Source organism: Psychrobacter sp. T6-1 (assembly GCF_052258445.1).
In genome coordinates, this window is record NZ_JBQQFC010000018.1 from 1 (window position 1) to 21644 (window position 21644).

At 36.5% G+C, this 21644-nt stretch carries 16 protein-coding genes; 4 read left to right on the forward strand and 12 right to left on the reverse strand.

Annotation, left to right across the window (positions count from 1 at the left end):
- Positions 1-335: 335 nt before the first annotated feature.
- The 6 genes from ACTXGO_RS02435 to ACTXGO_RS02460 form a co-directional block, all read right to left on the reverse strand.
- Positions 336-1034: a hypothetical protein gene (locus tag ACTXGO_RS02435; RefSeq protein ID WP_201608394.1), complete on the reverse strand. Its 699-nt coding sequence runs from the start codon at positions 1032-1034 to the stop codon at positions 336-338.
- 106 nt (positions 1035-1140) lie between these two features.
- Entirely contained in the window at positions 1141-2052 is a 912-nt protein-coding gene (locus ACTXGO_RS02440; protein WP_443573275.1) for a DUF7281 domain-containing protein, read from the reverse strand.
- On the reverse strand, positions 2043-3350 hold the full coding sequence (locus ACTXGO_RS02445; protein ID WP_443573276.1) for a hypothetical protein: 1308 nt from the start codon (positions 3348-3350) through the stop codon (positions 2043-2045). The genes ACTXGO_RS02440 and ACTXGO_RS02445 overlap by 10 nt, the downstream gene beginning before the upstream one ends.
- Positions 3347-3967, reverse strand: coding sequence for a condensin complex protein MksE (locus ACTXGO_RS02450; RefSeq protein ID WP_201548674.1), 621 nt, complete (start codon positions 3965-3967; stop codon positions 3347-3349). Before ACTXGO_RS02450 ends, ACTXGO_RS02445 begins: the two co-directional genes overlap by 4 nt.
- Positions 3967-7857, reverse strand: a complete 3891-nt coding sequence (locus tag ACTXGO_RS02455; RefSeq protein ID WP_443573277.1) for an ATP-binding protein — start codon at positions 7855-7857, stop codon at positions 3967-3969. The genes ACTXGO_RS02450 and ACTXGO_RS02455 overlap by 1 nt, the downstream gene beginning before the upstream one ends.
- Before the next feature lie 280 nt (positions 7858-8137).
- The gene (locus ACTXGO_RS02460; protein WP_443573278.1) at positions 8138-9421 is read right to left on the reverse strand and encodes a hypothetical protein; all 1284 of its coding nucleotides are present in this window, start codon (positions 9419-9421) and stop codon (positions 8138-8140) included.
- Positions 9422-9505: 84 nt separating this feature from the next.
- Between ACTXGO_RS02460 and ACTXGO_RS02465 the strand changes: the two genes are divergently transcribed.
- Positions 9506-9715, forward strand: coding sequence for a helix-turn-helix domain-containing protein (locus tag ACTXGO_RS02465; RefSeq protein WP_443573288.1), 210 nt, complete (start codon positions 9506-9508; stop codon positions 9713-9715).
- 211 nt (positions 9716-9926) lie between these two features.
- Here ACTXGO_RS02465 and ACTXGO_RS02470 read toward each other — a convergent pair whose 3' ends face one another.
- On the reverse strand, positions 9927-11105 hold the full coding sequence (locus ACTXGO_RS02470) for a hypothetical protein (protein WP_443573279.1): 1179 nt from the start codon (positions 11103-11105) through the stop codon (positions 9927-9929).
- 607 nt (positions 11106-11712) lie between these two features.
- Here ACTXGO_RS02470 and ACTXGO_RS02475 point away from each other — a divergent pair.
- From ACTXGO_RS02475 to ACTXGO_RS02485, 3 genes are all read left to right on the forward strand, one after another.
- Positions 11713-12015: a hypothetical protein gene (locus tag ACTXGO_RS02475; RefSeq protein ID WP_443573280.1), complete on the forward strand. Its 303-nt coding sequence runs from the start codon at positions 11713-11715 to the stop codon at positions 12013-12015.
- Complete coding sequence (locus ACTXGO_RS02480; protein WP_443573281.1) at positions 12005-12934, forward strand: TIR domain-containing protein; 930 nt, start codon at positions 12005-12007, stop codon at positions 12932-12934. Before ACTXGO_RS02475 ends, ACTXGO_RS02480 begins: the two co-directional genes overlap by 11 nt.
- Before the next feature lie 137 nt (positions 12935-13071).
- On the forward strand, positions 13072-13692 hold the full coding sequence (locus tag ACTXGO_RS02485) for an AbiV family abortive infection protein (protein ID WP_443573282.1): 621 nt from the start codon (positions 13072-13074) through the stop codon (positions 13690-13692).
- Positions 13693-13735: 43 nt separating this feature from the next.
- On the opposite strand, the gene ACTXGO_RS02490 is transcribed toward ACTXGO_RS02485, so the two are convergent.
- The 5 genes from ACTXGO_RS02490 to ACTXGO_RS02510 are packed head-to-tail and all read right to left on the reverse strand — an operon-like array spanning position 13736 to position 21444.
- On the reverse strand, positions 13736-15304 hold the full coding sequence (locus ACTXGO_RS02490) for a Tn7-like element transposition protein TnsE (RefSeq protein ID WP_443573283.1): 1569 nt from the start codon (positions 15302-15304) through the stop codon (positions 13736-13738).
- On the reverse strand, positions 15301-16848 hold the full coding sequence (locus tag ACTXGO_RS02495; RefSeq protein WP_443573284.1) for a TnsD family Tn7-like transposition protein: 1548 nt from the start codon (positions 16846-16848) through the stop codon (positions 15301-15303). Before ACTXGO_RS02495 ends, ACTXGO_RS02490 begins: the two co-directional genes overlap by 4 nt.
- A 1-nt stretch (position 16849) precedes the next feature.
- Positions 16850-18523 (reverse strand): AAA family ATPase, encoded by a 1674-nt coding sequence (locus ACTXGO_RS02500; RefSeq protein ID WP_443573285.1) that lies wholly within the window; start codon positions 18521-18523, stop codon positions 16850-16852.
- A 22-nt stretch (positions 18524-18545) separates the two neighbouring features.
- Positions 18546-20645 (reverse strand): Mu transposase C-terminal domain-containing protein, encoded by a 2100-nt coding sequence (locus ACTXGO_RS02505; RefSeq protein WP_443573286.1) that lies wholly within the window; start codon positions 20643-20645, stop codon positions 18546-18548.
- On the reverse strand, positions 20629-21444 hold the full coding sequence (locus tag ACTXGO_RS02510) for a TnsA endonuclease N-terminal domain-containing protein (protein ID WP_443573287.1): 816 nt from the start codon (positions 21442-21444) through the stop codon (positions 20629-20631). Before ACTXGO_RS02510 ends, ACTXGO_RS02505 begins: the two co-directional genes overlap by 17 nt.
- Between the last annotated feature and the right edge of the window lie 200 nt (positions 21445-21644).

Genomic DNA, 21644 nt, shown 5'->3' on the forward strand with positions numbered 1-21644 from the left:
CGATAATTTTTAGTATTTTTATAATGTCTAATAAAAAATCCCCACTACTATCAAGACAGTAGTGGGGATTTTTTACGTGTCACCGAGTAATAAAGTATCATACTGATATTTTCGTAAAGTATTGATTTTGCTACTTATAAATTAATACCAAAAATAATAAAGTATCATACTGGATGATAGTAATCAGAACTTTAAGTTGCATTTTGGAGTAATAAAGTATCATACTGAGAAAGTACTAATATATACTATATTCAAATCATTTATCTTAGCTGAATAACTAATGTTTTAAGCACTTTCTGGGGTTTTATGTCACCTATTTCTATATGGGTTCTATCTTAATTCATCTCATATTCTTTAATCGCTCGTTGAACAATTTTACTATTATCATTCGATAACTTATCAATTCTATATCCCTGCTTAGCTACTTCCGCTCTAACATAAGGCGACTTGTCATCGATCATTACATCTGGCCTATAACCTTGCCTTGCTACAGCTACTCTAACAGCAGTTATTTTGTCTTTATATAATACATCTAGACCATGACCCTGTTCAGCAACAGCTTCTCTCACATAACAAGAGCTGTCTTTTATAAAGCCTGATAAATTATACCCTTGTTCAGCAACTTCTCTACGCACACTATCATCTTTATCATTAGCGAGATAACTTAATCGATAACCCGCATGAGCTACCATTCGCCGAACTTCAGCTTTTGAGGATTTAGACAACTCAACCGTCCCTTTTCGCTGTTCAATTAATACTAATGCCCAATGCACAGCACTCCAGACGTCCTCAGGTAGCTCAGATGCTATTTTGTTCCAGTTTTCAAACTCTCCGTAACTTTCTTTGTTATCTTCTAAGTATTTATCTATAGGCACCCAATCTATTTCAGTTTTAAGATGAACTACTTCGCAAAGCTCTTCTACTGATTCTTTTAGATATCTAATATGACCACTTGACCCATCGCCTAGTAGGAAGTAGTTACCAATTATTCGGAAGTAAACACCACTTTGCTCAAAAAAATCAACTTCTAGCATTATCTCTACCTTATATATTATTAGTTGAATGGAAAAATTAAGAATTATACTAGGACTAACTTAGACCTCAGTAGAAAATCATTTCTACATATTCATATGAATTAGCTTAAATGTCGATAATCTTCAATGGAATTTTTCTTGCCATAAACGTCTCTTGAGGTACAGCTAAATATTTATCACGAATATGCTCAAAGTAGGGTGTCAAGCTGGGTAAACTTGTTTGAATAGAAGACTGTTTCTTACGATTCTCTTTAACGCTCATCTCGATATATTTTTCAGTCTGCATCCAAGGTTTGTTAGGTAGTATATATCCGTGAGCTTTGAGGGTTTTTGACATCGATTCAGCTATTTTCAGACCAGCCAAGTCATAGTCAGCAAAGATATAGCGTTTACAGTCTTTTTGAGCTAAAGCTTTCAATATAGAAGTTATATTTTTATTGTTATGACCTCGATAGGCAAGCACAGTTACTGCGCCAGTTAACCCTTTTACTAGCTTGGCATGCTGCTCATTAAATCTACAAAATGCATTAAAATTCTCTATGATTATAATGTTATCGATATTCCAATCAGTGAGGTCGTTAATTTCCACACCTAAATAGGCATTCTCTTGAGTTTGCTTATGCGTGTAGTTGTTTGATACATTAATAATATGTTCTTCACTACCTAGTAGACGACACTCAAGAAAGCCTTTGGTAGGTGCTTTACTTAATAATTTATCGTTAGTTGTGATGGCTGTGTTATCTACACGGTCTCTACCTTTTAGCTCATTTAAATTGTGTCTGAGTAGGTCTATCCCTGTTTGAGCTTTTACGATCTCTCTAATACGGCCCCAGCCACCCATATTAATGATCACTTTTCCATTTTCTGTGTAGCCAATACTGGGGTCAAAAGACGCCAATAATACAAGGATATTGTCAGGGCTTCGATAGGTAGCGAATTTCACCCCCAGTATCATCTTCTCTTTCAAGTAATCAAGTTTACCCGCTGTATTTAAGGATTTTTCTAGGTCTACTTCCATATCTGGTCCTTTGATGGCGACTCTTCGTTTCTATTAAACTTTATATATTTAGCATCGATGACATAGCGTGTGTCGCAAGTATCAGAAAGGTTTAGTGATTTTAAATAAACTTTATAGTTAAATTGACCTTTAGATTTAATGATCCTGTCGTCAATAAAATCACTTTTTGCTACTTTTAAGAACAAGGCTAAAAAGGCTTTGTAGCGTATCTTGCGCTTCAAACCTGACAAATCCCAGTACTCCCTGACAGATAAGGCTTTGGTAAAAGGCATGTCGCAATTATCGGCCATATACTGCATAACAAGCAATTTTTCAGGGGAGGGTGGTGGTTTCTTATGTTCTCGGTCAAACTCCTCATACTCACCTTTGTATAGATTATCACTCTTGCGTTTGGGCTTTTTGGCGCTAATTTTACCTACCACAGAGAAAAGAAATTCGCTGTCATCTACAGTTTCAATATTGTGCAAAGTGCCAGCCAAAGTCATACCACCAAAAGCTAAGCCTTTATCCACAATATCGTTATACTCAATATCTATTTTTTCAGGAACGAGTTGACTGTTTCTTAAAGCCTTGCGTAATAGCCAAAGCCTCCTACTTTTCTGATCTTGCTCTTTTTTCAGTTTATCAATTAATATCAGGATTTTTTGTAAGTGGACTCCCATTTCAAGATTGAATCTAGAAATAGAATCCGCCAAATACTCATTCAGTATAGCTGCCGCTGGCGTATACTCGCCATGTAGTTTGCGGAGTTCATCGCGACTTAATATTTCTATTTTTTCGAGTTGAAGTTTGATCTTTTTATTTAAACCTTCAAGAATCTGTCTTTTTACCTTAACGTTTGATGTGTTGTTTAGATCAGAGTTGATGACATACTCGATATCAGCCATCTCACGCCCAAGATATTCAGCGATGGAGATGCAGATATCTCGTATATTAGCCAAATGCATCATCTCTTCACTTTCATCTTCAAACGAATCTGACTGTATTTGCGCTAGGGCAACCTCATTACTGATCTGATGTTTAGACAGTTCAATATCAGGAGCAATATTTGCATTACGAGACTTTCTATCCAGATTCTTTAAGATTGCTGTAAAGTTTGAGCCTAGGGTAATGTTATTAGGATTGATACTGATAACACCACTGTCTTGTAGTATCTGATACTGTTTATGTTTATCGTTGACCAACTCATAGCAGCCATTAGGAGAGTAGGCTTGATAAATCAAATCAGCTTTATCAGTTACAGCTCTACCAAGTGTTCTGATTGTTTCTTCCGATAACCTGAGGCTGACTTTACTCATAACCCAAGCCCTTGCTGCTCAGCAAAGATCTCTTCAGTGGGCTCATCTAATATGTTTTCAGCAATATAATCAAATACATCATATATATAGCCAATTTTTCCTGTTGCTCGATAAATCTTTTTATTGGGTTCAACCAACTTCAGTATTTCGTGCTTCTGGAGTCTTTCTAAAAGAGCAGCTACCTTTTCGTCATTGGGTTTTTTAGAAGCGCCTGTGATCTCAGAAACCTCGTTTAGCATACTTGCAAAATGCTTGTTATTATTTGCTTCTAAAACCAGCTCTGTTTGGCTTAGATTTTCACCAACAGTTAATACATTACCTTCATCGGCTGTTGATAGGCAAGCAATCATTTCTACTATAGGCGCTATGTCATGATAAATTTCATTAAACTGTTTAACCACTGCTCTTCTGTCAGAGTCACTAGGTATATTATTTAAACCAGCATAAACCTCCCCATCACTGAGGGTGACTAGATTGACCCCAAATGGTTGTAGCTGAGACACCATACGATCATAGGCTACTTTGTTATCTCTTAGATGCCTATATGCCTCTGGATAACTCACAGAGCATATAAATTTATTGTTCATTAACAATCTTAGTATTTCATGCTCTTTCATTAGGAAAACACTCCAAATTCCTCAAGTTCTGAATCCTGAGTCAACATATACATATCATCCGTTTGAGAGATTGAGTACATATTTCTGGTTTTATTGTGATGGCAGGCAATATTATTAGCGAATAAGGGGACAACCTCATCATCTGGATTCTCAGGAGCGGCGCACATTGCTGATATACCAAGTTTTTGTAGCAAGTTTAATAACTCACGAGTATTTTGCGGATCTAACACGCCAATTTCATCAATAAAGAATTTCAGCTCGACCTCATCGCTCGATGTGGTTGATATAACTGAGAGCAAAGAAATATAAATGATGAGCTGAGCAATACGCATGGTGCCGTTTGACCCCATATCTTTAAATACCTTTGCTCTTTTGGTTTCCTTGATTTCACCGCCGACCTGTTTGATCCTTAGACTGAAACTAAACTGCTCTGACAGTTTGATATTCATCTGGTTTTGACCAATATAGTCTTGCACGAGTTGTAATTTGGACAGCAGCTCCTGATTAGGCATACGCGTTGTGTCATGGATGTCCTCATTAGCCCATCTTTGATGCGCATCAGTGAAATCAGCCAAGGTGGAATACCATTTGTTTTCTTTGATTCCCGAACTTATAGCTATATGAAGCTCCTCAATGGCTAAAGCTTCTAGTTTTTCACAAACCTCTTTGCATTTGGTATTAATACGCTTCGAAAAATTACTCAAGCTATTATGAGCATCATCTAGCTTTGATTTAAATTCTCTAACTTGGTGAGCGGTGACTCGATACTGGCCAATGAGTGTATCTTTTTTAATTTCATGCTCATTGTGTAGGTAGTCGCTAAACTTTTTAGCTTGTATGTACCAGTTTTCCTGATCAGGTATACTGAGTAAGATACTGTCAGACATTAAGCTCTCAAACATAGACCCATTGGCGGTAAAGGGCTTTCTTATGGCCTTTAGTGCATAAATACCTTTTTCCATATTCTTTTTAGTGTCGCGAACCAAAGATTTGGCATCGTTCAAGACTGCTAAGCTTGCATTATGCAAGTCTTGCAAAGAATGTCCCGTATATTCAGGCTGCAAGGTATGATCCACAACCAAAGCTTTATCAAAAGCGTTATTGGCATTACCTAGACTTTCTTTAATGCTTATTAGATCGATTTGTGCTCTATCAATTCGACCATTAATATCCTTGGCTCTCTCGTCAAGGGATTTGACATCTTCCTGCTTAGATATCAGAGCTTTATCAAAAGCCGCTTGTTTATCTACTAGCTCAATTGATAGACCATTGCGTTTTTCAAACAGCATAGGTAAATCTCGATATTCTTCATCAATAAACTCGTAATAGTGCTTAACGCGTATTTTGGCTTTTTCAGCAACATCTAACTTTGTGGATAGGTGCTGCACTTTGGCTATAGTTTGGGCTATAACGTTATCATCGTAGCCATTTTCATCAATAGCCCTATCATGACGCTCTTGAGACTGATCAGCTTCAAGCTTCAAGCCTTCAATTTCTTCAACGTATTGTTGCTCTACCACCTGTTCTCTTTTTTTCTTATCTTCTTCTAGTTGTTCAATAGCCAATTTGTGACGGCTTACTATCTCCTGCTCAGAGATGTTCATCTGGGTATCAACAGTTTCGGAAGCTGATATTTGGTTATTAATTTGGTTATTAATTTCGTTTAATTGGTTCTCAATCTTACTCTTAGCTTCTTCAATTTCGTTTTCAGCTCTTATTTCTAGCTGTTTTTGCGTCGCTTGTTTATTTTCGATATCTTTTTCAGTGTTAACCACATTGGTATTTGCCTTATAGACATCCTCATTGGCTTTTTTCTTAGTAATCTTGGCTTGATGAATTGTTTTTTCGAGTGATGAGATATTAGTTCTACGTTCTAATATCTCATCCTCTAACACAAGTCTGTGCTCAGTAATACTTTCAAGGGTAAGTAGTTTTTTAGGATTATTAGTAGTGTCTATGTTTGATGTATCAAGATACAGCCCATACAGAGTCTCGTTGTCTAATTCTTTAGGTGCAAGCCACTGTGGTGATAGGTCAGAGCGGTTGAATAGGGATGGGTCGATACTTTTTCGTATCTGATTTATCAAAGGCGAAAGTACTTCATCGGCTTCATTTCTCAATAGGAAACTGAGTAATGTGTCATCTTTGAGCAAAGCATATAGGTCATCAATATCAGAGGTCTTATCAGCGATATCGTTTAATAAGCGTTCATGCTCTCTTTGTAGTTTTTCATACTCCTTACTGGTCTCATCTAGATATTTTTCAGCTGTTCTTTGATTTTTTATGTCCTGATTAAGTTGAGTTTTAGCATTGTCTAAATTGAGCTTTAAGCTCTCCATTTCCTTGGCAAGCTCGAGGTTACATTTAATATTTTTTAACTCTGATTCCAGGTTATTCTTATCGATAATAAGCTGGGTATGTTTTTCCTTGATGGCACTAGACTTGATTTCGTACTCTTTTTTAATAAGGCTAAGCTTAGCAGCCTTATCATCACCTAGGTTTGAAAGAGACTCGTAGTAACCCGTTTTAATCTGCTGTAGCATTAACGCTTGTTGAGAAACTAAACCATTTTTTTTAGACTCTATTTGCTTTAAGTCTTTAGCAAGTTGCTCTTTGATGTTTTCGATGACTTTAGTAGCATCCATCTCGTCTTTGCGTAGAGTTTTGAGTCGCTCATTCTCGTGCTTTATTTGCTCTTCAAGTGACGGGATCTCTCTAATCATATTTTGTAATATGGCCAATGGTTGATGATGCCCAGGTACACCCTCTTCAAAATCTCGTTTCGCTCTTTTAAGCTTTATTATCTTAGAGCTCAGATCATCTACTTCATTCTGCAATTGGCCTTTTTCTTTATCCCAAGCAATTTTAATCTGGGTAATTGCTTGTTCTATAGCTTCAACTTTTAATTTGAGATCATCTTCAATGGTTTTATTTTCTACGATCTTTATATCAAAGGCTTTGACTAAGCCTCTGAGCGTCTTAACTATTATCGATAGGGTGTTTTGATTAGAAGCATTTTGCTCAACATATTGGCCTAGTTCGTTAAACTTACTTCTAAGTTGCTCAACCTCATTCCATGAGTTGCGATCTGAAAGCCACTTATTGGTATCAACCCCTTGTGAGTCTATAGAAATCTCATTATTCTGAACTTTATTTTCTGTCTTCATTGCTTCAACCAAAAACTCACATATTTGATCAAACTCAATTTTACTTTTTAGAATATTGCTAGCGATTAAGGAAAACCCGTAGAAACTACCTCTACCGACAGCCAGTGAGTAATCAGGACGAAGCTCATTGATGGTTTGTAGAGCTTTGGATGAACGAATAGAGGCTTTTAAGCGCCTATTAGGACAATTAGATATGATGGCCTCGTAAGCCAGTTGCTTGATATTATTTGAGACGTTAAAACCTTGAGATTCGATTGTGCTTTTAACTTCTTCAAACTGCCTAAACCTTCGCTGATTGGTAGCATCTTTTGTGACAAACCAGGTTTCATTGTATCCAGCATTGATAAAGTTGAAAATTTGTTGCCCCTCACTGCTCCGCCTGAGGATCACGCATTTTTTTTCGCCCTGTCTTCTGTATTCATAAACCAAGTAGCTGTCATCATAAGGAATATAAAAGTCAATAAAGCTTTTAACCGCTTCATTCTTTTTAGAAACCTCACTCAATCTAGTGCCAAAAAAAGGAATGACTGCTCCCATCAGGGTGGTTTTGCCTGCGCTATTGCGCCCCGTAATGATTGTGTTATCACCAACTTCAATGAGGTGGCTTTGACCTTTAGGGTAACTGTTGATTAATGCGACACGTAGAAGCTTATTGATATCTTTTATAACTGGTTTCGTATTGTCTTCGTTTGCTATGCTTAAGGCTTCATCCGTTTTCAGCATCTTTAATCCTTTCTATGATATATAAAACCAAGTTTTAAATTCTTGAGTTATTTCAGTCTACTTCATTTCACTTTTATTATGAGTGTCCATAATCATATCAATATTATCGTATTATTAAGTGCTTTAGGCATCAGCTCTTATTAATAACTCAACAATATACGACAACTGTTGTCGCCTTACTTTCTAGTTTATTATTAGAGTTATTAAAAAAGCCAAATACACTTAGTATTTGGCCTTAGTATAAGTTCCTCATACTAGATTTGGTTCTTTGTGTTTTACACTACTTCAAATCATTGATTGTAATTGAGTAGTTTGTACTTTGCGCACTTCCGAGAGTTGAATAACCCATCTGTTCAAGAACCTGCTTCGGTTTATAAGGACTAAATAGCTCATTGAGAGTATAGTTAAAACCACAATCCTCTATTCCAAACACATAGTCGAAAAAGACTTTAGCCATAGCAGACTGGGCATGACTAGCGTCACGAAATGACTTATTGGGATGCCAACTGCCACTGCATATCTTACCAAAGACCCGCTCGATGTTACCTGAAATAGAGTTTGATGCGTGCTTCCTAGTAATATTTGGTTTTCGTACATATGCAGCCGCACTTTCAACTGCTTTATAAATTATATAGTGCATAACAGATACAGAACATTCAGCTAAACACGCTCTAAATAGGCTTACGAGCTTTTCACCAATAGGCGGTGCCAAGTCATTTAGCTTTGACCTAGTAATCAAATAGCTCAAACATTCTCCTAGCTGTATTTGCTGGCACCAACTTTCAAACTGAGGATTAGCTACTAAGGAACTGATATTCTTCTTAGATTTAGCATCCAACATTGCTTTAGTGAGATCGTCAGTACCATAAGCAAACTCAAAATTTACCTGATGATAATCAATTTCTAGTTCTCGTTTACTATTAACATTAACGTAGTCATAGTTCTCTTCAGGAGCTAATAGGAGTAGGTTCAATTTAAAAAGATGATGGAGTATATGTTCATCCAACCCAAAGAATGGTGACAAAGCTAATGATAGATTGTTACGTAGAGATATCGTTGTTTTTAGATTCTCTGTTCCTAGGCTGTCTATAGTGGCAGCAAGTAAAAGCCTATCTACTTCATGAAGATCAGTTACTGACGGGACATCAGCTAATTGAGTGCCTCTGTAATCATTAATATATTCAAGAGCTGCTTGTCTTTGCTCTTCTTTTAAACGTTCTTGCTCAAGACAATGCTTTAGATGCTCTTGCTCTCTTCTTTCTAGAAAAATGTTCCAACACTCGTCACATTGCCACCTATCAGGCTTTAAGTGAATAAGTTGTGAACGAGTATAGCAAATCTTAGGTTTACCACAGTCTACACACTGGCAATCTAGTACGACTAGATGAGCATTTGCCTTAACGATACTAGGTATATCTTGATGCTTAGAGTCAAACTCTTGACCTATCTCTCTACAGGTATATATAAAGCCACTTCGTTTATCGCCTTCTCTTAACCAGTATCTTTCACAGATAAGCTTATTAGTTTCTGTAATATCTGGCTGATACTCTAATTCAGTTTTCACACCCACCTCTTAATACCGACTATATCCCGTGGATATTATAGCCCACCACTGTGAGTATTGCTATTTTTAGCAGTGGTTAATGAGATGACGACAGATGAGCGTATACTTGCCTTTGGAAAGCGCGTTCGTGAGGTGCGAAAAGACAAAGGGATATCTCAAGAAAAACTGGCAGAGATGGCAGGTATAGATCGAAGTTATATGGGAAATATTGAGCGCGGTGAGAAAAATATTACGCTCAAGAAGGCGTATGAGATATGTGATGCGCTAGAGATTAAAATGAAAGATCTCGTATAAATTACTCGGTAAGCTAGACCGCATACCTTTAAAACCATTGAACTGAATGCAAGCGCTACCTAAGTGGTTTTTTAACAGTCATAAATAACTGTTGTCTTTTATGACTATTAAAAAACCAGCAGTTGAACCTTTCCTAAAAATTGTGTAGCTAGCTTTTAGCAGTACTCAAACAAATTTCAGGAAGGTCTCGTCTCTTAAGATACTTTCAATATTAATCTTCCCCTTCCTCTTCATCATCTTTTTTGATAGGAATATCTTTAGATACGTCTCCAATCATTTTTTTGTACTGATGAATGGAAGTAGAAGGTTTTTTATGCTCAGACTTCTTAATATTTGGGTTTCCCTCTAGATTTAAGACTATGCCACGTAATAGGTAGTTTTCTAACATTTTCTTACTGTTCTTGAAGTGTTTCTCATTGATCATTCTGTGATTTACTACTTCCTTACTTTTTAGTAATCTTTCTTTAGCTCTGGCTATCTCAGCACTTTCAATCAGTCTGTCCCACAGTTCGTCTGTGACTTTAGCAGAATCTTCTATAAACTCTGTAACGTTGGAGCGAGAATTACTCGTTTCTTCTTGAGTCGATGACGGTTCAGATGGGCTTTCATCATCTAATAATTCACTTTCATTGTTGATCTTAATCCTTAGCTCGTTAAAATCTTTGAAAAAGTTTGAGGTAAGCTCTTCGCATCCACTGATAGCACCATTTAAAATGGACATTTTACGTTTTAGATCTTCGTTATGTTCAAAATCTGGGTAACGGATATGATGATCTATTTCTCCCCATGCCTCATCTAATATAGTACGCGTTTGAAGTTCAAATTTGAAAACTTGGGGTGAGATACCACTTATAATGTAATGTGTGGAACGATATCGAGAAACTCTTTCTTCTAGTTCATAGTTATAATCATTACTCATACCTCCACTTTCTAAATAGAAACTTAAATCATCATCGATAGCATGGTTTATCGTAATTTTTTCATCTTTACATACACTAAAATGATCTAGTATAAAATTATTTACTAATGCCCAGTTTTCTTTGAAGAGGTATATAGCTCTAATTCCAACCAAATCGTTAACTATGCTTTTATAGTTATCGACACTGATATCTAAGTATGGAGAGTCTTCTTTATCCTCAATGGCTTTCCTTCTCTTCCTTACTATCTTAGTTAATAAGTGCAGTGGATCTTTTACTCTTCTTTTTACTGAATTAATCTCTTCTCCAAGATGTAAGATATTGGCAAAGTACTCAGCTTGCTGTTTAAGTATTTCTTGATTTTTTATATAGTCTCGATATATCTCTATCAAAACATCTTTATCAATTTTAGCTGCTTTAAGGTTCTCTACCTTGAGACCTTCTAACGTGAACAAACTTTCTTCGTTTTCCATAGTACTGATAATCCGTTTTAGTATTTTTCTTTCAAAGATTAATTCAGAATCGAACGTAATAATATTATTATTTCATACAATTAGCTAATTCAGAAAGATTTAGGCTCTTTTTTAATATCATTTTCTCCAAGCTCTGATACAAAGCTTACCATTAAGTCCTGGTCTCAGTAATCGTCCCAAAACCCAGATATAAAAATAATAACTAATGCTAATGCTAATGCTATAGGAAACATAAACCTTATTAAGGGATCTAATTTTTCTAATATGAAGTAACTATCCTTCTGTATTCTAGATTTTCTGGCATCCTTATATGCCAGTTTTTTGGAAGATTATACTCTTAGTTATAAAGCAAAGGTGCTGCCGTTTTTGAACGCTAAGTAAGAGAATCTTTATCAAACCCTTTATAAGTATTGATGTAGGATAGACAGCAGTTACATAGAATTTAGGAAAAAATCCATTATGACGAAGTCATTCTATCCAAACAATGATGTAAATATTTCAAGCGACATATACTGACGTATATGCTTGGCTAATATGCACTGTTAACGAACTAACCTGCTATTATAACTTTATAAAAACTGATAGTCATGAAACAGGAGTAGATAAGATGTTTGAGATAAAAGGGCTGGATCAACTAAACAAGACATTAAGTGAGTTGGGAAAAGTGACACGTGAGCTTGAAGGTGATCTAGGAACCATACAGTTTGACGCTGAAAGTGCTGAAAGCATTGAGTTAGCTATTGTTCAAATGGAAAATATGGTTGACAAAAAGTTCGAAAACTACGCTTCAAATCCCGTGGCTATCGACATGGCTGACGGCATCAAGGCAGAATATAGGCAAATGATTATAGATAAAGCAAGTGAAGCAAGAATACAAGCTGATAGTGAGGAGAATGAAAATGGCCGTTGATCTATTCAAAAAAATCGATAATACCTTGTTAGATCTCCAAGCCTCACAAAGTCAAACCTATGAAGGGTTGCTTGAAAAACTAGCTCAGTTATTACGCCATGAAGACTTACAATCTTTCAATGAAACACTTACTCAAAATATTGATTTAGAAAAGTTTCTAGAGGCGAGCTATGCTACTCAGCAAGGAATGGTGGGTACTAGTAAATTACAATGGACTGGTGATGATGAAAACGATTTAGGTTTAAAGTATGCATTAGTCCAAAAACTAGGTAATAACACAGATTATGCTTCCAACTTTGCGCATGTATTTTTTAATAGCCGCGACCGTAAAATAATCTCCTCTATTCATAACTTAGTTAGAGGGCTAATAATCCCCTTTGTACGCGACTACAAAGAATATGTTGCTTCAAATAGCAAAATTGAGCCTGAGCTTAAGACACATGATGCTAACGCTGTAGCTCAATCTAATAGAAAAATATTTGTCGTTCATGGGCATGACGATCATGCAAAAGAAATGATGGCGCGTTTTCTAGAAAAAAATGACTTTGAAGCTATTGTTCTTCATGAACAGGCAAGTGGTAATAAAACGATTATTGAAAAAATTGAGCATTATGCAGATGTAGGGTTTGCAATTATATTACTGACTCCAGATGATATGGGTAAATCGAAAAATGCAGATAATTACCAACCTCGAGCACGTCAAAATGTGATTCTAGAGTTAGGTTATTTTATGGGGAAGCTCGGACGGCATAAAGTATGTGCATTCAAATCAGGTGACTTAGACATTCCGACAGATTTTAGCGGTGTTATTTGGAACCAGTTAGATAATGCTGGTGCTTGGAAACAGGTGCTATCAAAAGAGCTCAGTGAAGCAGGCTATAATTTAGATAGTAACAAGCTTCTGAAGTCTTTAGGATAGATATTTCATCTCAAAAAATAGGCTATCTAGTTCCACGTTCTAGGACTGGTAGCTTATACAGTTTGCTACAGCTGAATACCGAAAGCTATTGAAGGCTTTGCAATTGTCATGGATATTCATTAACAGGGAGTAACGTAGTGAAAAGTACAGGTCACCATATAGCATACGAAGCATCTCTATCAATTTCTGATGGTTATATAGGATTACATAATAGAGATGAGTATAACGCTGCTATTATGCATATCTTTGATTTGATAAAAGCTTCATATACCTTATTAATGGCTGACAGTGCAGCACCTTCGCTATTTTTATCTATTACTGTATTCGAGGAAATTGCCAAAGTGCACGCTGGTCACATGCGCTCAAGAGGAGAGCTAGAAACGAAGCAGAGAGTGAAGCGATCGAAAGACCCTCTCTTTAATCATGGCAAAAAGCATAGGATCTCTATCGACCCTTTATTTCTATTTTCTGAACGCTTATATAACAGTATTGGTAAAGAGAGAGTTGAAGAGATAATAATGAACTATGAAACAGGGAAATACTCAGCTCTTAGAGAAAAGTCGTTGTATTTTAGTCGAACTAATGAAGGTTTGCATATACCCTCTAAATTCATAAGCATTAATTTATCAGCTGAGCACTTATTAATAGCTATTGAGCTATTTGGTGAATTATTCTGGGGTATGACGGCTGTTGCTTCTATAGCAAGTGATGAAACTGATGAGATGTTTTTAAGAGTGACAAAACTACTCATTCAATGAAAACCATATAATTATGCTCGTTTTTTATATTAAGCATCCGCAATCATTCAGCTAAACCTAGAACCGTATCCAATCGCTTTTGCCATCGTATAAAATCGTCACTACTTTCAGTAAGTTCGAGCATACCTTTAGGATGGTTCAAGGTGTGCACATCGTCAAATTTTTTTAAATAACTGGAATTAGGCCAACGCAGTGATCTCTTAACAACTAAGATCAGAAACTCATCCATATGATCGTTCCAGTAATCTAAATCATTGGTTTTTATTATTAAGGTCGATATTGGCTTAGAGTTGTCAGTAGTATCTATCTCCAAAATGACGAAATGAGAAGTATCAGTTTTGACTCTTACTTCAAGTAAAGACCGTCTATTGCCGTCCATCGTTCTATGTAGCCTAGAGCGCCCAACAGCAGGTAAAAAATGTAGTTTTTCAGTACAGTCAGTTTTAGGTCGTTCTAATAACATTTTGATGAGTAGCTTAAAGGCTTCAAATCTTTGCATATACAGTTCTAAAACATCGCTGTCATCATCAAGACCTGCAAAGTCCGCTTGGCATGCTGTGCCGTCAATTGTGGTCTCATCTGTACCAAGATCTAGTTCTACTAACTCATCATAATCTTCAGTTTTTGCTCCTTGTGCGCCTGGAACTCTTTTTTTGACAACCTTTCGAGTTTCTATTGGAGTTGCAAAGCTAAAGGATGTTGTTGGCACCTCTATCGTTTTCGGTTTAGAGTCAATATCTGCTTCTTGCTGATCATCAATAGTATCACTACTTACTGAACCATTTGGCTTAGCTGCGTTACCTGTATCGCCGCCTCTCTTATTAGCTTTGAACTTCTCACTATAAAACGGCACTTTTTTAGGCAAAGAGGAAGAAATATTACTGATACCTAGAATTTCATGAATATAGTAATTGTCAGTGTCCTTATCCAACTGGCCTCTAGTCTCTAGCGAGATATTATCAAGCCGTGGCGGACTGAATTTAAAGCGCCATGTTTTTTTGTCTTCAGTTTCCTGAACTTCTTCAATAAAATTTTTTGCAATACTTTCATAGGAAGAACGGGCGTTCTTGTCTATTAGTATCCAGGCCAGTAAGCGTCTTTGGCCTTCATGATCAAAAATTTTTAAAGGTAGAGAGCTTATAGGCAAAACATTTACCAATACCGAATCATCTTGCATGTCTTTAATCCAAAACTCTCTACTGAGTAATCCGTGATCAATACAGTTTCGAGCAAGATAAGCATTATGGAAAAATAAAACTCGTGCAAATTCAATCTGTGGTATATGGACCGTTACTGTTGAATCATCTGCTCTGATATAGTCAAATACAAAGGTGTTACCACCCCCTTCTGAGTCGATACCTACTTGCCAATTAGCAGTAGAGATATTACTTAAAAAAAACGAATAACCACCCTTACGAGACTGCCCATCTGAAGGATTTATAACTCTTCTTTTTGCGAGAGCTGGTAGATTTGATAGCCTGGTATGTAATACCTGTTTTTGTCTATCGCTTTTTACACATAGCTCAAGGCTCCATGTCTTCGAATGTTTAAATTTGAAGACATTAGCAACGTACATTATTTTTGAGTCTACAGGAAAACCTTTAACCATCATATGCTTACCTTATTTATTCGCATATCTGCTATATTATGCGCCTTTTCTAGGAACCGACTAGACTCAGGAGTAATGCGCTCATCACTCAATTTAGCCAGTCGTAATACCTCCCAACGCTGTAGAGTCTGGTTGTTTAATATACTACCAATCAACACATGGCTTAACCGTCTTATTTGATAGTTACTAATGTCTTCGCTATATCTGTTCAAAAATGCTGAGACTAAAGGTAGCTTATCTTGATTTTTTTCAATCATTGAGATTGAATCAGTTTGATTCATCCACCACTTTTTTGATTTACGAGGTAATGTTAAGTCGAAACATGTGTGATCATTTATTTTGATCAAAGACTTCACAAACTCGCTATCTCGCCTTTGCCAATCTACAGTGAATCCTTTAGGTATGTGACGTTGATGATAGTTTTTGTTTGTATTAATAAACCATGTCTTATCGTTACGATATAGCCATGCATAAAGAGCTTGATTGATTTTTCTAGCACCTTTGATAGATTGGTTTTCTTTAATCAGTCCCATCCAGATGTTTCGATTAGCTTCTATCAGTTCACTGTCAGGCTTTATGTTACTTTTTGCTTGTGTAATTTTGCTTGGCAATGAAGTTGTCTGGCTTTTCACCTGCACCATTATTTCTTCAAAAGACCATTCTTGCTCTAATAAAGACTCAATAGCAACAATATGCTCAAGATAACTGAACGATTTACGATGTTTACGAAAAATACCGCGAAGCCAACCTGTTTCACTGTTAAGTCTATGAAGATTGTTCGTTTCCAATAACTCTAATGACCATCTTTTTTTTACCTTTTCTAGTATACGAAGGTGGTCAATATGTTTAGAACCTCTTATACAATTACTAGATCGAGCTAAACCGTGGTAAAAAGTAGTCCACTGCGCAAAAGTCGGAGAAGATTGTTCGGCTAAGGAGAAAAGCTCAATTGTTTTAGAGATGAGAAACTTATCATCTTTACTGATGCTTTCTTGTTGCATTAAAATACAGTTATGGGGAGTAGGGGCAATAAAATCATGACGGGAGTTGGGGCGATATTCAACTGAAGAATCCGCTAATGTTCCATGCTTGCTACAACAAGTTATGCCTGGGATTTGCCACATACGTGACCAATACCACTCACCATAGGCTTTAAACTGCTCATTAAAACATTGTGGGCAGTAACGGATATATTTTACAGAGGGCAGTCTTGATGCATTACTCCCTATTGCTAAGTGAATAGAGCCTTGTGAATGACTAGCCATCCATTGCAAACATTCTTGTCGCCTAGACTCAGGGATAAAAGGAGCATACAAAGGAAAAAGAGTATACTGGTATGCAATATAATTTAGATTAAAACGGTTATGAGGATAGTGATTCGTTATTTTAGATAAATGGCATGGCAAATCAACGGTTGCAACCACACCTCTGTCTTCAAAAATATCATCTAATAACTGCTTTGGACTAATCAACCCAGCTCTAATCTTATACCTAGCAACTGTGCTATAAATTAGCTCTTCGTCATACGGAATAGGGAGATTGATCATATCAACTCACCTTAGGTAGCCAATCATTGATATCAAATATTAGCGATGTAGAATCTTTTAAGTGTTCATAAAATGAATCATCCCTTTCTTTTTGAGTGAACTGATAGCGTAAATCTTCAGAGTCAAGCGTATGCCAATCCTTTGGTTTGATATAATTCGATTTTTTGGTAAGATCAATCGTTCGAGAGTCATCTTTTAAATATCTGTTTCCAACTTTAACCTCTTTCAACCATTCTAAAATGGTAGGTATCAAATCAGCCATAGATGCCTCAGGTAGCTCAGAAACTGCTTGTTTAACCGTCGGTATTAGTAGAGGAGAGTCTTGCCCCATATCGACTAACATACGATGTAATCTGATGCTTAGTTCGCACCCCTGATATTCTGATACCTCATCGAACTCAGACTTCTTTTGATGTAGCTTACTTTGAAGCTGCAGTAACTTTTTATCAATGTCGGGTACTACTAGATCTGAAAACTCGGCAATTTTGTCTGCTCTACCAGATTGCAAGGCTTCTATCATAGGATGTATAGGTCTTAGATCTTCATCATAAGTGGTCTGCAGTAGTTTAACCGTAATACGCTCTATCCCTGAATCTATGGCTCTGAGTTGAGCTAGTACAAAAAGCTTAACTACGATATCTAAAATGCCTTGTGACAGATCATACCAACGACTTCTTACATCATCAGATAAGATAATATCTGCTTTTTTCAACCATTGATACTTCCACAAATTATCTGTAAACCTGTTCCATTCAGATTTATATATTTTACCATCTGCTAAAACTATATTTGGTTCTTGTGCCATCTGCTCCCAAAAAACCGAGCCAAAACCTGCTCCACGTCGAGCTGATCTTAAGTCTCCTTCAAATATAAATCTAGCTTTTGGTGTTCCAACCATAACGACAGGAAGACCTACCGTATTTACTAGCGTCACAAAAAAATTCAACATTTTCTCAGCACCGCCAGACTTATTAACACTGAGATGTTGTATTTCATCTATTACTAACAGTCCGATAGCATGATGATTAGAAATCTGACGCATCAAATTCAATAAAGTTTCAATACTGTGTCGTTTTAGCGCATACTTTTTTTCATAATTAGAGTCTAAAGCTTGGTCAATTGCTCTAAAAAAGTGAAGGCATAAGCTTTTAAGTGAACCATCGTGCGGACAATCTACTCTTAAGTAAACAATTTGAGTAAAGTTTAATTCTGAATGATAAATAACTTGAGGGTAAGTCGATAGAATTTTATTAAGGGTGGTCGTCTTGCCGCTACCTGAGCAACCTATAAATGCCAAGCTACGAGCTGTAGAGGTCACAGTAGGAAATCTAACCATATCGTTCTTACCAGACATTAAACGCTCATAGCCATTTTGAAGATGAGTATTTAAAGAGCCGTCTTTAGGATTACGTCCAACATAGCCTTCACGAATCATTATTGATAACTTCTTCTCAAGATCAATATGACGGTTGATAGGCTGAAAAAACAGTCCCATCATTTGAGATATCAAATGTGCTCGAATAGAAGAGGAAGCCTGACAGTCAGAATGATTGAGCTTTATATTACCTTTAAGTTTTTTAACCACTTGTTCTGGTTCTAGGATGTCAGGCAGTGCTTCAATGAAGGGATTCCCTTTATAAGAACCAAAGCTTTCTTTATAAACTGCATTAATCATTACTGTCTCCAACATTCTATAATCAGTCATCTTCAGATAAAATATCATGATAAATTGGGAACTTAAGCGCTAGCTCCTCATCATCAAATTCAGTTTGACTTTTCGTGATTTTTTTGGTCGTAGGCAGTTGAATTAACTCACCTTTTTTAAACTTATTTCTCTGCCTGTCCTGTCGCTCCTTATCTTTAGCTAACCTTTTGTTATCATTAATATTAGCTAACTGAGCTGACTTGCTTTTAAATGCTGTTCGTTTAGCCTTAATAGCTTCTTTTATGATTTTTTCATTTTCTCGTTCAAGGGTTTCTAATGCGAAACTACTTTTAAGCTCCTGATTAGCAGCTGTTTTTTTCTGCTCTTCTTGTATTTGCCACACTTCCCAAAAACTACAGCCCTTAAACTCTCTTGATCTATCGGATAAATGGGCTTTCCAATAATTGAGGCTATCTTGTTCATAAAAGATAAAAATTGTATTCGCATCTAAAGGATCGTAAGCAACTTTAATAGACTTAGGTCTATTGATTGTGTTTTTCCGATGAAGCCAGCCTTTTTCTCTTATTTCAGCACAAATATAGTAATTACCAAAAAGCTTGACACCTAAATCTGAAATGGTGGCTTTTTTTCGAGGTAATAGCGCTATGTATAAAGCATCCGCTGAGACAGCACGAAGCCTACCTGTTCGATGTTGTAATCCCCAATTCCATAATTCAATAGGAACTAAAGGTAAGTCAGACGGCATATCACTATCTCTATCATAGTGACTTAATTGATGAGCATTGTTATGCATCAAAATTGAATTAATAATAATTTTTTTGAAATCTGAAATTGTCAAAGCGGCGTCTAGGCGATAGTCTTTGCCACCTTTTTTCTTCTCTTTAACCCCTGTGACTACTCCTGGCGCAAATGGTTTGAACTTTGCCTGCATCGTCTTAAAGTAACGCTCCACAATAGGTTTTAAGTCGCCACGATAAGGAGGTGTATTCTCTACTCGAACTGAAAAGCTTTTTTCCAAGGTCTCAATTTGATGACCTAGTAACTCTCCACGATCTGCGAGAATTGCATCTGGCAAGCCTATACATGGCCAGTCATCAGCTGTGATATTAATGCCATAATTTTTACAGTGACTTTGTTTATCCGCTACCGCCATCTCTAAGGCTTGAACACTCGTGGCATAGGAAGGATTTTCAAATCCAATATAAAAACCTGCTACCATGCGGCTAAACACATCTGTAACGAAATAAATAACTGGACGACCTACAATACTCTGTCTATCTGAATCAGATACTAGATAAATATCTGCAATAGTAGCGTCGATCTCATAGCGTGAGCCAGGTCCAAGAACTTGAGTATTAACAGTCGATCTTAACTGTCTCACATCTTTGTTATAACTAATTTTGTTATGTCTCGCTTTGAGTCTTTGAACGGAAGTAAAGTTCTTGTCATAAAAGTATTTAAACTGCCAGATACTAGGAAAGTCTTCTTCTTTAACATCTGGATTTAAAGAGCGATAGATTGTTTTAAACTTTCGGTAAGCATAGACGACTGTATGCTTGCTATCGTTTAATAAGTACTTATTTATAGTAATTGAGAAGAGCCTTTCTACATCTTCGTTAATAACGGCAGCAACGCCTTCCTTATAAAGTCTAGGCCTACCTAGCTCTTTATCTTTAGCAATACGCTTTTTTCCTTTCGCTCCAGAATTCTTATAGTTCGGAAGTAGAGCATTAGGTACTTGGCCTTTTTGCCAATACCTACGAAGTAACCGATATAGCGTTTGTTTTGTACTTCTTTTAGAGTCAACAATCTCATTAATGAACTTTGCACGTTCCTCTGGAAGGTAATATAAAGGGTGACTTACAATAGGCTTAATAAGCTCATAACTTTCATCTCGTTTTAACTGAGCTTTACTGCCATCTTTTGGATTTTGTAACAGTAAACTCTGATGAGGGTCGTCAGTGATATAACACACATCCTCTTCAATCAGATTTACTAGATCCTTAATAAGTACAAGTTCAGGCAATGCGGATGTACGATCAATCTCAATCCAAACAACTTGCTCTGGTAAAAGGCTTAGTATTCTATACATTGAACCTTGATTACTATAAACATCATTGATTCGCAACATATCCAAGCTCCTCAGTCATCAAGTCCCAATAATGAGAGTTACTTATTTGAATGTCGCTACACTTTAGCTTTCTGAAGTCTATGCGAAGGTCGAATGTGAAGAACCTTAGCCCTAATAATGTTCTCAACTCATTAAGCGAATTGCCTACCTCACTGAAATATGCAGTATCAATATCTTTGCACACAGCAATAATGCTTTTTTCAGGATATTTGGTAAATTCCTTAGCGTAAAAATTCAGACTGTCTTGAGTATCAATTGACCTATTTAGAGTAGTTTCTGGATATAGCCATTTAATGTTATTTTGAATGGCTATAGGTATGTCTTTTTCAGTGATTATCTGCCACGAAATACCTTTAGAGTGCCAGTATCGACGCTCTATCTCTAGTTTCTCTATAGTTCTGGACTTCATTAGGTCTTTTGAATATTTTGCCTGCAAAACAAATTGGCTAAGCTCTTTATCAGAGCTCACAACATAAAAGTCTGATGTCATAACATGAGTATTGCCTCTAATAGCAGGGTGCTTTACTTGCATATTCTCTGCAATCTGAAAAGTTTCATCAAATTTAAGAGGAAATTGCTCTCGAATATCTATGATTTCTTGACTCCATTCAAGAAATAGAAATGTTGCTAGCTCTAAATCAGACATTAAATGATGAGTACGTCTCGTTTTGTGACCGAAAACTCTATGGGAGCGACCTGACGACGATATATCAGATATTTTTATCCAAGGTTTGTAATCGGCAAACTCCCCCTGACCTCTACCTTCTTTAAGCCACTTTTCTTGTTTTTTTGAAAGCATAAAAACCCCCTGCTAAAGTTATATAAACTTTAGCAGGGGGTAATAGCGGAGTCAACAGTATGATACTTTATTACTCAGTATGATACTTTATTACTCAGTATGATACTTTATTACTCGCGTACATTACGCTCATTTTTACGCTTTAAACCTATTCAACCGTAACGCTTTTTGCAAGATTTCTAGGCTGATCGACGTCCGTA

Coding starts and splice junctions, on each gene's coding strand:
- ACTXGO_RS02435 (WP_201608394.1), bottom strand. CDS start 1,034: ATGCTAGAAGTTGATTTTTTTGAGCAAAGTGGTGTTTACTTCCGAATA.
- ACTXGO_RS02440 (WP_443573275.1), bottom strand. CDS start 2,052: ATGGAAGTAGACCTAGAAAAATCCTTAAATACAGCGGGTAAACTTGAT.
- ACTXGO_RS02445 (WP_443573276.1), bottom strand. CDS start 3,350: ATGAGTAAAGTCAGCCTCAGGTTATCGGAAGAAACAATCAGAACACTT.
- ACTXGO_RS02450 (WP_201548674.1), bottom strand. CDS start 3,967: ATGAAAGAGCATGAAATACTAAGATTGTTAATGAACAATAAATTTATA.
- ACTXGO_RS02455 (WP_443573277.1), bottom strand. CDS start 7,857: ATGCTGAAAACGGATGAAGCCTTAAGCATAGCAAACGAAGACAATACG.
- ACTXGO_RS02465 (WP_443573288.1), top strand. CDS start 9,506: ATGACGACAGATGAGCGTATACTTGCCTTTGGAAAGCGCGTTCGTGAG.
- ACTXGO_RS02470 (WP_443573279.1), bottom strand. CDS start 11,105: ATGGAAAACGAAGAAAGTTTGTTCACGTTAGAAGGTCTCAAGGTAGAG.
- ACTXGO_RS02475 (WP_443573280.1), top strand. CDS start 11,713: ATGTTTGAGATAAAAGGGCTGGATCAACTAAACAAGACATTAAGTGAG.
- ACTXGO_RS02480 (WP_443573281.1), top strand. CDS start 12,005: ATGGCCGTTGATCTATTCAAAAAAATCGATAATACCTTGTTAGATCTC.
- ACTXGO_RS02490 (WP_443573283.1), bottom strand. CDS start 15,304: ATGATGGTTAAAGGTTTTCCTGTAGACTCAAAAATAATGTACGTTGCT.
- ACTXGO_RS02495 (WP_443573284.1), bottom strand. CDS start 16,848: ATGATCAATCTCCCTATTCCGTATGACGAAGAGCTAATTTATAGCACA.
- ACTXGO_RS02500 (WP_443573285.1), bottom strand. CDS start 18,523: ATGATTAATGCAGTTTATAAAGAAAGCTTTGGTTCTTATAAAGGGAAT.
- ACTXGO_RS02505 (WP_443573286.1), bottom strand. CDS start 20,645: ATGTTGCGAATCAATGATGTTTATAGTAATCAAGGTTCAATGTATAGA.
- ACTXGO_RS02510 (WP_443573287.1), bottom strand. CDS start 21,444: ATGCTTTCAAAAAAACAAGAAAAGTGGCTTAAAGAAGGTAGAGGTCAG.